The sequence below is a fragment of the Nocardioides sp. genome (assembly GCF_047607185.1).
Classification (GTDB): Bacteria; Actinomycetota; Actinomycetes; order Propionibacteriales; family Nocardioidaceae; genus Nocardioides.
Genome location: NZ_JASGDQ010000140.1, coordinates 40,149 through 52,339 on the forward strand (window position 1 = coordinate 40,149; position 12,191 = coordinate 52,339).

General features: G+C 72.5%; 13 protein-coding genes. 2 read left to right on the top strand and 11 right to left on the bottom strand.

Annotated elements, in window-relative coordinates; translation table 11 throughout:
* Positions 1 to 93: 93 nt before the first annotated feature.
* The 3 genes from QM595_RS16715 to pyrR form a co-directional block, all read right to left on the bottom strand.
* Positions 94 to 1,362 carry a dihydroorotase gene (locus QM595_RS16715; protein ID WP_415172708.1) on the bottom strand — a complete coding sequence of 423 codons (1,269 nt, stop codon included), beginning with the start codon at positions 1,360 to 1,362 and terminating at the stop codon, positions 94 to 96.
* Positions 1,362 to 2,300, bottom strand: a complete 939-nt coding sequence (locus tag QM595_RS16720; RefSeq protein ID WP_415172709.1) for an aspartate carbamoyltransferase catalytic subunit — start codon at positions 2,298 to 2,300, stop codon at positions 1,362 to 1,364. Before QM595_RS16720 ends, QM595_RS16715 begins: the two co-directional genes overlap by 1 nt.
* 61 nt (positions 2,301 to 2,361) lie before the next feature.
* Positions 2,362 to 2,895, bottom strand: a complete 534-nt coding sequence (gene pyrR, locus QM595_RS16725) for a bifunctional pyr operon transcriptional regulator/uracil phosphoribosyltransferase PyrR (RefSeq protein WP_415172710.1) — start codon at positions 2,893 to 2,895, stop codon at positions 2,362 to 2,364.
* 197 nt (positions 2,896 to 3,092) lie between these two features.
* On the opposite strand from pyrR, the gene QM595_RS16730 reads away from it, so the two are divergent.
* A complete protein-coding gene (locus QM595_RS16730; RefSeq protein WP_415172711.1) occupies positions 3,093 to 4,661 on the top strand; it encodes a hypothetical protein in 1,569 nt (522 codons plus the stop codon).
* Between the two features lie 31 nt (positions 4,662 to 4,692).
* On the opposite strand, the gene nusB is transcribed toward QM595_RS16730, so the two are convergent.
* The 3 genes from nusB to QM595_RS16745 form a co-directional block, all read right to left on the bottom strand.
* Positions 4,693 to 5,127, bottom strand: coding sequence for a transcription antitermination factor NusB (gene nusB, locus QM595_RS16735; RefSeq protein WP_415172712.1), 435 nt, complete (start codon positions 5,125 to 5,127; stop codon positions 4,693 to 4,695).
* Entirely contained in the window at positions 5,124 to 5,690 is a 567-nt protein-coding gene (efp, locus tag QM595_RS16740; protein ID WP_415172713.1) for an elongation factor P, read from the bottom strand. Before efp ends, nusB begins: the two co-directional genes overlap by 4 nt.
* 76 nt (positions 5,691 to 5,766) lie before the next feature.
* The gene (locus tag QM595_RS16745) at positions 5,767 to 7,221 is read right to left on the bottom strand and encodes a PLP-dependent aminotransferase family protein (RefSeq protein WP_415172714.1); all 1,455 of its coding nucleotides are present in this window, start codon (positions 7,219 to 7,221) and stop codon (positions 5,767 to 5,769) included.
* A gap of 62 nt (positions 7,222 to 7,283) precedes the next feature.
* Here QM595_RS16745 and QM595_RS16750 point away from each other — a divergent pair, with 62 nt between their 5' ends.
* The gene (locus tag QM595_RS16750) at positions 7,284 to 7,937 is read left to right on the top strand and encodes a YczE/YyaS/YitT family protein (protein WP_415172715.1); all 654 of its coding nucleotides are present in this window, start codon (positions 7,284 to 7,286) and stop codon (positions 7,935 to 7,937) included.
* Here QM595_RS16750 and QM595_RS16755 read toward each other — a convergent pair.
* Genes QM595_RS16755 through QM595_RS16775 form a run of 5 tightly spaced genes read right to left on the bottom strand, consistent with a single transcriptional unit; the run spans position 7,895 to position 11,898 of the window.
* The gene (locus QM595_RS16755; protein WP_415172716.1) at positions 7,895 to 8,329 is read right to left on the bottom strand and encodes a type II 3-dehydroquinate dehydratase; all 435 of its coding nucleotides are present in this window, start codon (positions 8,327 to 8,329) and stop codon (positions 7,895 to 7,897) included. The two genes, QM595_RS16750 and QM595_RS16755, sit on opposite strands and share 43 nt — an antisense overlap.
* Positions 8,326 to 9,438 carry a 3-dehydroquinate synthase gene (gene aroB, locus QM595_RS16760; RefSeq protein WP_415172717.1) on the bottom strand — a complete coding sequence of 371 codons (1,113 nt, stop codon included), beginning with the start codon at positions 9,436 to 9,438 and terminating at the stop codon, positions 8,326 to 8,328. Before aroB ends, QM595_RS16755 begins: the two co-directional genes overlap by 4 nt.
* Complete coding sequence (locus tag QM595_RS16765) at positions 9,435 to 9,935, bottom strand: shikimate kinase (RefSeq protein ID WP_415172718.1); 501 nt, start codon at positions 9,933 to 9,935, stop codon at positions 9,435 to 9,437. Before QM595_RS16765 ends, aroB begins: the two co-directional genes overlap by 4 nt.
* Positions 9,932 to 11,110, bottom strand: coding sequence for a chorismate synthase (gene aroC / locus QM595_RS16770; protein WP_415172719.1), 1,179 nt, complete (start codon positions 11,108 to 11,110; stop codon positions 9,932 to 9,934). Before aroC ends, QM595_RS16765 begins: the two co-directional genes overlap by 4 nt.
* Before the next feature lie 53 nt (positions 11,111 to 11,163).
* Positions 11,164 to 11,898, bottom strand: coding sequence for a hypothetical protein (locus tag QM595_RS16775; protein WP_415172720.1), 735 nt, complete (start codon positions 11,896 to 11,898; stop codon positions 11,164 to 11,166).
* Positions 11,899 to 12,191 lie beyond the last annotated feature (293 nt).

The window sequence follows — 12,191 nt, forward strand, 5'->3', positions numbered from 1 at the left end:
GGCGCGTAGCGGATCCGCGCCCACGGCGACTCGGTGTAGGCACGCCACGCCGTGAGCCGCTCCGAGAAGACGTCGGTCATGACCCGGTCCGCGTCAGTCGCCGAACGTCGGCGTGCCGCGCAGGAGGGTGGCGACGATCCGGCCGGTCAGGGTGCGGCCGTGCCAGGGGTTGTTGCGGCTCAGCGACAGGCTCTCGTCGCGGTCGACGGTGATCGACGCGACCGGGTCGACCAGGGTCAGGTTGGCCGGCTCCCCCACCTCGACCGGGCGACCCTGACCGGCCAGGCCGGCGATCCGAGCCGGGGTGGCGGACATCGCTCGCGCGACGCCGGCCCAGCCCAGCTGCTCCCCCAGCACCGTCCAGACCACCGGCAGCGCCGTCTCCAGGCCGACCATGCCGAAGGCGGCGTCGACGAAGGCGTGCTCCTTGTCGTGGCGGGCGTGCGGGGCGTGGTCGGTGGCGACGGCGTCGACGGTGCCGTCCAGCAGCGCCTCGCGCAGCGCCTCGACATCCTCGGCCGGCCGCAGCGGTGGGTTGACCTTGTAGACCGGGTCGTAGCCGGCCAGCAGGTCGGTGGTGAGCAGCAGGTGGTGCGGCGTCACCTCGGCGGTCACGTCGATGCCCTGGGCCTTGGCCCAGCGAACCACCTCGACCGAGCCGGCCGTCGAGACGTGGGCGACGTGGAGACGAGATCCGGTGTGACGGGCGAGCATCACGTCCCGCGCGACGATGACCTCCTCGGCGACGCCGGGCCAGCCGGGCAGGCCGAGCCGTCCGGAGAGCTCGCCCTCGTGACAGCAGGCGGTGTGCGGCGCGAGCGAGGGGTCCTGGCTGTGCTGGGAGACGACCCCGCCGAAGGCTCGGACGTACTCCAGCGCCCGGCGCATCACCCGGGCGTCGGCCACGCAGCGGCCGTCGTCGGAGAAGACGCGTACGCCGGCCCGGGAGCGTGCCATCAGCCCGAGCTCGGCCAGCTCCTCGCCGGCCAGGCCCTTGGTCACCGCGCCGACCGGCCGGACGTCGACCAGGCCGATCTTCTGGCCGAGGTCGTAGACGTGCTCGGCCGCCTCGGCGGTGTCGGTCACCGGGGTGGTGTTGGCCATCGCCAGCACCGCCGTGAAGCCGCCGGCGGCGGCCGCCCGCGAGCCGGTGAGCACCGTCTCGGCGTCCTCCCGACCGGGCTCGCGCAGGTGGGTGTGCAGGTCGACGAGCCCCGGCAGCAGCACCAGCCCGTCGGCGTCGACGACCCTGTCGGCGGTCGTGGAGACCGCGCCGATCTCGCGGATCAGGCCGCCCTCGACGTACACGTCGGCGGTGCGCTCGCCCAGCAGCGAGGCGCCCTTGATCAGGACAGTGGACATCAGGACGCTCCCTCGTCGGGGCCGGCGAGCAGGTGGTAGAGGACGGCCATCCGGACCGCGACGCCGGCGGAGACCTGGTCGAGCACGACCGAGTCGACCGCGTCGGCGGCGTCGGCGGAGATCTCCAGGCCACGGTTCATCGGGCCCGGGTGCAGGATCGGCGTGCCGGGCCGCAGCGCGGCGAGCCGGTCGCGGGTGAGGCCGTAGCCGACGGTGTACTCCCGGGCCGAGGGGAAGTAGCCGCCGCTCATCCGCTCCCGCTGGACCCGCAGCATCATCACGGCGTCGACGTCGGGCAGCACCTCGTCGAGGTCGTACGACGTCGCGAAGCCGGCCTCCTTCGACCAGGCCGACACCCCCGACGGCATCAGCGTCGGCGGGGCGACCGCGGTCACCGAGGCGCCGAGCTTGGTGAGGCACTTGAGGTTGGACCGGAAGACCCGCGAGTGGGTCAGGTCGCCGACGATCGCCACGTGCCTCCCGGACAGCGAGCCGAGCCGGCGCGTCAGCGTGTAGGCGTCGAGCAGCGCCTGAGTGGGGTGCTCGTGGGTGCCGTCGCCGGCGTTGACGACCGGCACGTCCACCCACTGGCTCACCTGCTGGGCGGCGCCGGAGGCCGAGTGCCGCATCACCAGGCCGTCGACGCCCATCGCGGTCACGGTCAGCACGGTGTCGCGCAGCGACTCGCCCTTCGAGGTCGAGGAGCCCTTGGCGGAGAGGTTGATGACGTCGGCGGAGAGCCACTTGCCGGCGATCTCGAAGCTGCTCCGGGTCCGGGTCGAGTCCTCGAAGAACAGGTTGATGACGGTGCGGCCGCGCAGCGCGGGCAGCTTCTTGACCTCGCGCCGCTGCACGTCGTGCATCTCGGCCGCGGTCTCGAAGAGGGCGCCGATGTCGTCGGCGGTGACGTCGTCGATGGAGAGCAGATGCCGCTTCACGACCTCGCCCCTCGCTGCGCTCGTGGCCGGCGTGATGCCCTCGGTTCGCTCGCAAGCTCGCTCACGAGATCACCACCTCGTCGGCTCCGTCGGTCTCCACGAGATGGACCGAGACCCGCTCGTCGCGGGCGGTGGGGAGGTTCTTGCCGACGTGGTCGGCGCGGATCGGCAGCTCGCGGTGGCCGCGGTCGACCAGCACGGCCAGCCGTACGGCGGCGGGCCGGCCGAGGTCGGAGAGCGCATCGAGCGCGGCGCGGACGGTGCGGCCGCTGTAGAGCACGTCGTCGACGAGCACCACCGTCTTGCCGTCGATCGAGCCCGGCACCGAGGTGCGGTGCGGCGCCCGGGTGGGATGGCTGCGCAGGTCGTCGCGGTACATCGTGACGTCGAGCGAGCCGGCCGCCACCGGCTGGCCCTCGACCTCCTCGATCCGCGCCGCGACCCGGCTCGCCAGTGGCACGCCGCGGGTGTGCAGCCCGAGCAGCAGCAGGCCGGCGGCTCCCTTGTTGCGTTCGAGGATCTCGTGGGAGATGCGGGTCAGCGCGCGCGAGACGTCGTCCGCGTCGAGCACCACCCGCCCGTCGGGGCCAGGCATCACGCCACCCCTCGCTGCCGGCGCAGCACCCGTGGTTCGCTCACCTGCTCACTCACCGGGACCTCCTTCTCCGCCTCACGGGACGGGTCGTTAAAGGATGTCGAACAAGCCGAAGGCTACCCGTCGCCGGTCGAGCCCGCGAGCCGGTCAGGCACCTGTCGGTTTCAACCCGGCCACCGCTGGGCAAGGTCTGTTGCGTGGGAAAGCTGACTCGATATGTCCTGATCATCCTTGCGGCGCTGGCGCTGCTCCCGTTCAGCGCGGTCTCCGCCGACGCGGCCGGCTCACCGAAGGTCGCGGGCATCGCCCTCGACGAGCAGGGCCAGCCGCTGCGCAACGTCTTCTGGAACGTCTATCACCAGGAGGGCGGTGAGTGGGTGGGCCTCCAGATGGGTCCGCTCCTCACCGACGCGGCGGGCAGGTTCGAGGACAGCGTGGATGCCGGCACGGGTTATCGGGTCTGCTTCTCCGACAGCTACTACGGCCTGGACTACGCCACCGAGTCGAGCTACTGGTTCCCCGAGGTCCGGCACCGCGACACCTGCTGGCCCGATGCGACCTCGGTCGAGAGCGCGCAGACCTGGACCGCTCCCGCTGACGGCACCACCACCCTGACCATGACGCTGCCCTCGGAGGGTCTCGGCATGGCGCCCGTCGACCCGTTCGTGGTGGGCGCCTTCGAGGTCGGCCAGCCGCTGACCGTCGTCGGGCAGGAGGGCTGGCGCCCGACCAACGCCACCTTCAGCTACCAGTGGTATGCCTACGACGGCGCAGCGAGCGGCCCCATCGCCGGCGCGACCGGCGCGACCTTCACGCCGACCTCGGCGCAGGACGGCAAGTGGGTCCAGGCGATCGTGACCGCCTCCCTGCCCGGCTACAAGCCCGTCAGGCTGGGGAGCCAGACCAATATGGTCGGCGCGCTCCACGCCCAGCTCACCTCGCCCTTGCAGATCACCGGCACCGCCGCGGCCGGCCAGACCCTGACCGCGAGCTTCGGCCAGCCGACTGCCGCCGGCCACAGCATCCTGGAGTGGTTCGTGGACGGCATCCCCCAGCCCGAGGCGACCACCCAGGGCAGCGCCACCAGCACCTTCGCCGTCACCAGCGCCATGTCGGGGGCCAACATCGAGGCGCGGCTGTCCGCCTATCTGACCGACGCCGACAGCAACTACATCGACGGCAGCAGCACCTACGCCCGAGCCATCGTCCAGGCCGCGGGCACCCGGCCGACCCAGCCGCTGTCGACCGCGGTGACCACGGCCGGCAAGCCCACCGTGGGGCGGGTGCTCACCGCGCCGAGCGGCGTCACCGCCGATCCCAATGCGACGATCAGCTATCAGTGGCTGCGCGGCACGAGCGTCGTCACCGGAGCTACCACAGCCCGCTACAAGCTCCGCAAGGCCGACCTCGGCAAGCCCGTCCAGGTCCAGGTGACCGTCAACCGGCCCGGCTGGTGGAACAGCTATGTCGGGACCTCCCCCGCCACCGTGGTCAAGAAGTCCCTCGAGAACGGCAGGCTGGCGGTCGCCGGCAAGGCCCGGGTCGGCAAGAGGCTCACCGCGCGCGCCACCGGCTGGGGCCCCAAGCCGGTCAAGGTCCGCTACCAGTGGCTGCGTGACGGCCAGCCGATCGACCATGCCACCAAGGCGACGTACCGGGTGCGGAAGGCCGACAAGGGCACCGAGCTCCAGGTCCGCGTGACGGTGACGAAGAAGCGCTATCTCGCCGTGACGAAGACCAGCAAGGCGAAGAAGGTCAAGCGCTGAGGCCGGAGTGGCCCGGTGCGAGCCGGCTCGCTCACGCGGTGAGCTTGGCCTTGTCGCGCTGGATCGCGCCGAGGACGCCGTTGACGAACTGCGGCGACTCGTCGGTGGAGAGGTCGCGCACCAGCGCGAGCGCCTCCGAGACCGCGACGTGCTCGGGCACGTCGGCGGCGTAGAGCAGCTCCCAGACGCCGATGCGCAGCACGTTGCGGTCGACGGCGGGCATCCGCTCCAGCGACCAGCCCTCGGAGTAGGACGACAGCACCTCGTCGATGCGGGGCTGCTCGGCGGTCACGCCGCGCACCAGCACGGCGGTGTAGGGGTTGGTCGGACCCTCGCCCTCGGCGATGGCCTCGTCGAGCATCGCCACCGGGCTGAGGCCGCGTGCCTCGCCGGCGAAGAGCAGGTCGAGCGCCCGCTTGCGCGCCTTGGTGCGGGCGGTTCCTCGGCCCTTGGGCGGAGTCGTCATCCCTTGACGCGGCTCAGGTAGGCGCCGCCGTCGCGGGTGTCGACCTTGATCTTCTCGCCCTGCTCGATGAAGAGCGGGACCTGGATCTCGTGGCCGGTCTCCAGCGTGGCGGGCTTGGTGCGGCCGGTGGCGGAGTCGCCGACGACGCCCGGCTCGGTGTAGGTGATGGTGAGCTCGACCGAGGCCGGGAGCTCGATGAACAGGACGCGGCCCTCGTTGGTGGCCACGATGACGTCCTGGTTCTCCAGCATGTAGTTCTTGGCGTCGCCAACCAGGTCGGGGTCGACCTCGATCTGGTCGTAGGTGGCGGTGTCCATGAAGACGTAGTTGGTGCCGTCGTTGTAGAGGTACTGGTAGCTGCGGCGGTCGACCGTGGCGGTCTCGACCTTGGTGCCGGCGTTGAAGGTCTTGTCGACGTTCTTGCCCGACTCGACGTTCTTCAGCTTGGTGCGGACGAACGCGGGGCCCTTGCCCGGCTTGACGTGCTGGAACTCCACCACCTGCCAGAGCTGGCCGTCGATGTTGAGAACCAAGCCGTTCTTGAGGTCGTTCGTGGTTGCCATGCTCGCGCGTCCAGCCTTCTGTGCAGGTGTCAAGGGATTGCCGACGGACAATCCTATCGGCGAAGGCGCACGAGGCCTAAGCGACGATCACCCGAGGGGTACGACGGACCCGGCCGGCGCCGCGAGCCAGCACCGCCCGCCAGGACTCCCCCAGCACCCGGGCGGCCCGCGCCAGCTCCTCGGCGGGGCGAGTCCAGGGGATCCGTAGGAAGTGGTCGAGGCCGCCCTCGACCGCGAAGACCGGCCCGGGCGCGGTGACCACGCCGCGCTGCTCCGCCTCCGCCGCGACCTCGGTAGCGACCGGCAGCGGCAGCCGGCACCACAGGCACAGTCCGCCGCTGGGGAGCCGGAAGGCCCATTCGGGCAGCTGCTCGGCGACGGCGGCCGCCAGCGCGGCCCGCTGCTCGCGCAGTCGCTCCCGGTGGGCGGTCAGCACCGCTTCGGGGTGGGCCAGCAGCCGGGCCAGCACCAGCTGCTCCAGCACCGGGGCGCCGAGGTCGAGCCGCACCCGAGCGCCGGTGAGCTCCGTCATCACCGCCGCTCCGCCGGACGTCGGAGGGGGCACCCTGATCCAGCCCAGCCGGAGCCCGCCCCAGAACGCCTTCGACGCGCTGCCGAGGGTGATCGCGTCGGGCGCGAAGGCCGCGAACGGTGGCGGCATGGCGGCGCCGTCGAGCTCGAGCGCCTGGTGTGCCTCGTCGACCACCGCCACCGTCCCGGTCCGGGCGAGGGAGTCCGCCAGCGTGGCTCGCTCGGCGGCGCTCATCACCAGGCCGGTGGGGTTCTGGAAGTCGGCGATGACATAGGCCAGCGAGGGCCGGGTCTGCCGCAGCGTGGCGGCGATCGCGGCCAGGTCCCAGGCCTCGGGCGCGACCGGTGAGACCACCAGCCGGGCACCGGCGTGGCGCAGCGCGTCCACGGCGTTGGGGTAGACCGGCGAGTCCACCAGCACCCGGGTGCCAGGCCGGGTGAGCGCCTGCGCGAGGATCGCGGCCGCGCTGAGGGCGCCGGGCGTGACCATGATCTGCTCGGGGCGGGTGGGCAGTCCCCGGGCGTCGTAGGTCGCCGCGATGGCCTCCTGCAGCCGGGGCAGCCCGGCGGGGAAGTAGCCGTGCCCGCCGAGGTAGGCCGGCAGGTCGGTCGCCGCCTCCGCGTAGGCCGCCGCGATGCCCGGCGGCGCGGAGCCGGCCGCGCAGTTGAGGTCGATGACGTCGTTGCTGTCGTGCCCCGGCAGCAGCGCCCGGTCGTGCACCCGGCGCCGGCCGCCGGGGACCTTGCTGAAGGTGCCGGCGCCCCGTCTGGCCTCGGCGTACCCCGACTCCACCAGTGCGGCGTAGGCCCGCGTCACCGTGGTCCGCGACACCCCCAGCGCGGTCGCCAGGTCGCGCTCGCTGGGCAGCCGGGTCCGCCACGGGATCCGGCCGTCGCCGATCAGCAGCGTCAGGCTCTCGGCCAGCCCGAGATAGGCCGGCGCACGATGGAACCCGTCGACCAGCCCGGCCAGCCGGGCGGGTGAGATGGACCGCGTCACGCAGGCCACTCTTCCACGATTGGCTATTTCGAACCAGTCCAATCCGGCGAGAGGATCGCGGCATGATCACCGACCTGGGTCCGCTCGCCCAGCTCCGCGCCGGCCGGCTCCCCCGCCGGCTCCTTCAGCTCGCCGTCGGACTGGTGCTCTACGGCGTCTCGCTCGGCATGATGATCCGCGGCGCGCTCGGCTTGGCGCCCTGGGACGTGCTCCACTCCGGACTGATCCGGCACGTCCCGATCAGTATCGGGCAGGCGCTGGTCGCCGTCAGCGTGGTGGTGATGCTGGGCTGGATCCCGCTGCGGGAGAAGCCCGGCCTGGGCACGATCGCCAACACCCTCGTGCTCGGGCCCTCGGCCGACGCCACGCTGGCGGTGCTGGACCGCCCCGAGGGCCCTCTGCTGCGCGTCGCGCTGATGGCCGGCGGCGTGGTGCTCTGCGCGCTGGCGACGGCGATGTACGTCGGCGCCCAGCTCGGCCGGGGCCCTCGCGACGGCCTGATGACCGGTCTGGTCCGCCGTACCGGCCTCTCGATCCGGCTGGTCCGCACCGCCATGGAGGTCACCGTGGTGGTCGTCGGCGTGCTGCTCGGCGGCAGCCTCGGCCTGGGCACGGTGCTGTTCGCGCTGACCATCGGCCCGCTGACCCAGTGGCTGCTGCCGATGTGGGTGGTTCAGCTCGACGAGCCGGCGATCGTCTCCAGCGCCAGCCGGTAGCCCTCGATGCCCTCGCCCTCGATGACCCGAGCCGCGTGCGGCGTCACGACGGAGGTGTGCCGCCACTCCTCCGGCCGCCTCGACGGCGCACTGATGTGCACCTCGACCAAGGGCGCGGTGAGCTGGGCGCAGGCGTCGTAGAGGGCGTAGGAGTAGTGGGTCCAGGCGCCGGCGTTGAGCACTACCGGGGTCTGCTCGTCAGCGGCGGTGTTGAGCCAGTCGAGCAGGTCGCCCTCGTGGTTGGTCTGCCGTACCTCGACCTCCAGACCGACCTCTTCCCCCCACCGCTGGCACCGGGCCGCGAGCTCGGCGTGGGTGGTGGCGCCGTAGATCTCCGGCTGTCGCTTGCCGAGCCGGCCCAGGTTGGGGCCGTTGAGCACCAGCACCCTCATGAGAGCACCCGGTAGGCCTCGCGGAGCAGGTCCTCGTCGGGGCCGGCGAGGATCGCCGGCTTCGCCAGGTCATCGAGGACCAGGAACCGCAGCACCGAGCCGCGGGCCTTCTTGTCGACCCGCATCGCGCCGATCAGCTCGTCGAAGGAGGCCCGGTCGTACGTCGTGGGCAGGCCCACTCGCCCGAACGCCGCGCGGTGCCGGGCGGCGACCTCGTCGGAGAGCCGGCCGGCCAGTCGCGCCAGCTCGGCGGCGTAGACGCAGCCCAGCGCCACCGCCTCACCGTGGCGGATCTTGTAGTCCTCGTGCTTCTCGACGGCGTGGGCCAGGGTGTGGCCGTAGTTGAGGACCTCCCGGCCGGGATGACCGTCGGCTCCGCCGGTCTCCTTGAGGTCGGCCACCACGACCTCGACCTTGACCCGCACCGCCCGCTCGACCAGCTCGGCGAGCACCGGCGAGTCGTGGGTCAGCTCCTCCGGCGGCGTGGACTCGACCAGCCGCAGGATCTCCGGGTCGGCGATGAAGCCGCACTTGATCACCTCGCCGAGCCCGGCGACCAGCTCCTCGCGGGGCAGGGTGGCCAGCAGCGACAGGTCACAGAGCACGCCGGCGGGCTCGTGGAAGGCGCCGACGAGGTTCTTGCCGGCACCGGTGTTGACGCCGGTCTTGCCGCCGACGGCGGCGTCGACCATGGCCAGGAGGGTGGTCGGCACGTGGACCACCCGGACGCCGCGCAGCCAGGTCGCCGCGACGAAGCCACCGAGGTCGGTGGTGGCGCCGCCGCCGAAGGTCACTACGGCGTCGGAGCGGGTGAAGCCCTTCTCCCCCAGCGCCTCCCAGCACTGGTCGGCGACCTCGACGGTCTTGGCCGCCTCGCCGTCGGGCAGGCCGAGCCCGAGCACGTCGTAGTGCGGGACGAGCCCTTCCAGCACCGGCCGGGCGAGGTCCGCCAGCTCGGCGGCGTACAGGAAGGCCACCCGCTCGACCTTGTCTCCCAGGATCCTGGGGAGCCGGCCGGCCAGGTCGTTGCCGATCACGACGTCGTACGGCGAGGCGCCGCCGACGTGGAGCGTGGCCGGCGCCGGGCGGGCCTTCCGGGGTCTGGTCACAGGACCTCCTCGATCCGGTCGGCGACCTCGGCGGGGCTGAGCCCGTCGGTGTCGACGGTGACGGTGGCGACCGACTCGTAGATCGGCCCGCGCTCCTCCAGCAGCTGCCGCACCCGAGCCCGGACGTTGCCGAGGAGCAGCGGCCGGCCGGTGCCCAGACCGACCCGTCTAACGGCGTCGGCGAGGCCGACCCGGAGGAAGACCACCGGGTGACTCTTCAGCAGCACCTGGGTGTCGGGGTCGAGGACCGCGCCGCCGCCGAGCGAGAGCACGCCGTCGTGGCTGGCCAGCGCCGTGGCGACGGCCGCCTTCTCCAGCTCGCGGAAGGCCGCCTCGCCGTCGTCGACGAAGATCTCGGAGACCGGCTTGCCAGCGCCGGCCTCGACGTCGGCGTCGGTGTCGCGCACCGCCACGTCCCAGCGCTCGCCCAGCAGTCGCGCCACCGTGGTCTTGCCGGCCCCCATCGGTCCCACCAGCACGACGCGCGGACCGGTCACCTGAACCTCAGGGTGTCGAGGTAGGACTCGGCGTTGCGGCGGGTCTCCCGCACCGAGTCGCCGCCGAACTTCTCCAGCACGGCGTCGGCGAGCACCAGCGCCACCATCGCCTCGGCGACGATGCCGGCGGCCGGCACCGCGCAGACGTCGGAGCGCTGGTGGTGGGCGACGGCCGCCTCGCCGGTGGCGACATCGACCGTCCGCAGCGCCCGGGGCACCGTGGCGATGGGCTTCATGGCGGCGCGGACTCGCAGCACCTCGCCGGTGGACATCCCCCCCTCGGTGCCGCCGCTGCGGCCCGACGTACGGGTGATGCCGTCCTCGCCGGTCACGATCTCGTCGTGGGCCCGCGACCCGGGGGTGGCGGCCAGCTCGAAGCCGTCGCCGACCTCGACGCCCTTGATGGCCTGGATGCCCATCAGCGCGGCAGCCAGGCGGGCGTCGAGACGGCGGTCCCAGTGGACGTGGGAGCCCAGCCCCGGCGGCAGGCCGTAGACGACCACCTCGACGACGCCGCCGAGGGTGTCGCCCTCCTTGTGGGCCTCGTCGATCCGCTCGACCATCAGCTTGGAGCCGTCGGGATCGAGGCAGCGCACCGGGTCCTCGTCGAGGCGGGCGAGGTCGTCGGGCGTCGGCAGGTCGGTGCCGGGGGTGCGGACGCCGCCGAGCTCCAGCACGTGGGAGACGACCTGGGCGCCGACGGCCTGCTCGAGGAAGTTGGTGGCCACCCGGCCGAGCGCGACCCGGGCGGCCGTCTCGCGGGCGGAGGCGCGCTCCAGGATGGGACGGGCGTCGGTGAAGTCGTACTTCTGCATTCCGACCAGGTCGGCGTGACCGGGCCGGGGGCGGGTCAGCGGGGCGTTGCGGGCCTGGCCCTTGAGGACGGCGGGGTCGACCGGGTCGGCCGACATCACCGTCTCCCACTTGGGCCACTCGGTGTTGCCCACCTCGATGGCGATGGGGCCACCCTGCGACTCGCCGTGGCGGACGCCGCCGAGGAGGGTGACCTGGTCCTGCTCGAACTTCATCCTGGCGCCGCGGCCGTAGCCGAGCCGGCGGCGGGCGAGCGAGTCGGCGATCTCCGCCGAGGTGATCCGGACGTGGGCGGGCAGCCCCTCGAGGATGGCGACCAGGGAGGGGCCGTGGGACTCGCCCGCGGTGAGCCAACGCAGCATGGGACAAGTCTCCCATGCGCTGCCGACGGCCGGCAGCCGCGTATCACCGCGGGTCAGCTCAGCACGATGTACTGCCCCGCCACAGCCGCGACCAGCGCGCCGACCATCAGGAAGGGCCCGAAGGGCACCCGCTCGCGCAGCAGCCCCTCGCTGCCGTCGCGGCGCCAGGTGCGGCCCAGCAGCCTGAGGGCGGGCCAGGCCAGTGCGCCGATCACCCCGGCGGCGAGGACCGAGATGATCAGGACGCCGGCACCCAAGGGGCCCAGGGCCAGCCCCAGCAGGCCGCCTAGCCGGACGTCACCGAAGGCCATGATGCGGGGACTGATCAGCCACATCAGGCCGTAGTAGAGGCCCAGCGCGAGGAGGCCGGCCACCGCCCAGACGACGACCCGCCAGTCGCTGACCGCGACGGCGCCGACGACGACGAGCAACGCCACTACGGCATACGACGGATTGACGATCTTCGACGGGAGGTACCAGGTGGTGTAGTCGATGATGGTGAGCGCGCAGCCGATCGGCACCAGGAACAGCAGCCACGGCAGCGCCCAGGTCCAGCCGAAGGTTGCGCCCAGCACTCCTGCCACCACCGCGCAGGCGATCGCGCAGCGGAGCGCCAGCCCGGGCGCGCCGGCGATCACCCGGTAGGGCACCTTCTCGGGGAACTCCCCCGGCTCCTCCTCGGGGTCCGTCTCGGGCTCCGGCACCGCCCCGATCAGTCGCGGCACCAGCCAGCCGGCACCGGCGCCCAGCAGGGCGCACACCAGCGCGGGGATCACCGTCGACTCCATGGCGGGGAGCGTATCCGGCTGCGACCGCCGGCGCCCTCCCCCCCACACGTGACCAGTCTCAAACTGACACCCAATTCCCGGTGAGCAGCCGCAAACTGACACCCATAACGCGGTGACCGGTCGCAAACTGACACCGAAGTGGCAGCGAGCAGACGCCAGCTCGCTCTTAGCCTCGATCCGTGGACCGGCTGGGGCGATCGGGGTCTGACTCGGCGGGGCTGACGTAGAAGTGCCTTCTGGGCAAGGAGAATCGAGATTGTCGAGATCCTGATCCGCCCGCACGCAGAAGGCAC

Coding starts and splice junctions, on each gene's coding strand:
- QM595_RS16715 (WP_415172708.1), bottom strand. CDS start 1,362: ATGTCCACTGTCCTGATCAAGGGCGCCTCGCTGCTGGGCGAGCGCACC.
- pyrR (WP_415172710.1), bottom strand. CDS start 2,895: ATGCCTGGCCCCGACGGGCGGGTGGTGCTCGACGCGGACGACGTCTCG.
- nusB (WP_415172712.1), bottom strand. CDS start 5,127: ATGACGACTCCGCCCAAGGGCCGAGGAACCGCCCGCACCAAGGCGCGC.
- efp (WP_415172713.1), bottom strand. CDS start 5,690: ATGGCAACCACGAACGACCTCAAGAACGGCTTGGTTCTCAACATCGAC.
- QM595_RS16750 (WP_415172715.1), top strand. CDS start 7,284: ATGATCACCGACCTGGGTCCGCTCGCCCAGCTCCGCGCCGGCCGGCTC.
- QM595_RS16755 (WP_415172716.1), bottom strand. CDS start 8,329: ATGAGGGTGCTGGTGCTCAACGGCCCCAACCTGGGCCGGCTCGGCAAG.
- aroC (WP_415172719.1), bottom strand. CDS start 11,110: ATGCTGCGTTGGCTCACCGCGGGCGAGTCCCACGGCCCCTCCCTGGTC.
- QM595_RS16775 (WP_415172720.1), bottom strand. CDS start 11,898: ATGGAGTCGACGGTGATCCCCGCGCTGGTGTGCGCCCTGCTGGGCGCC.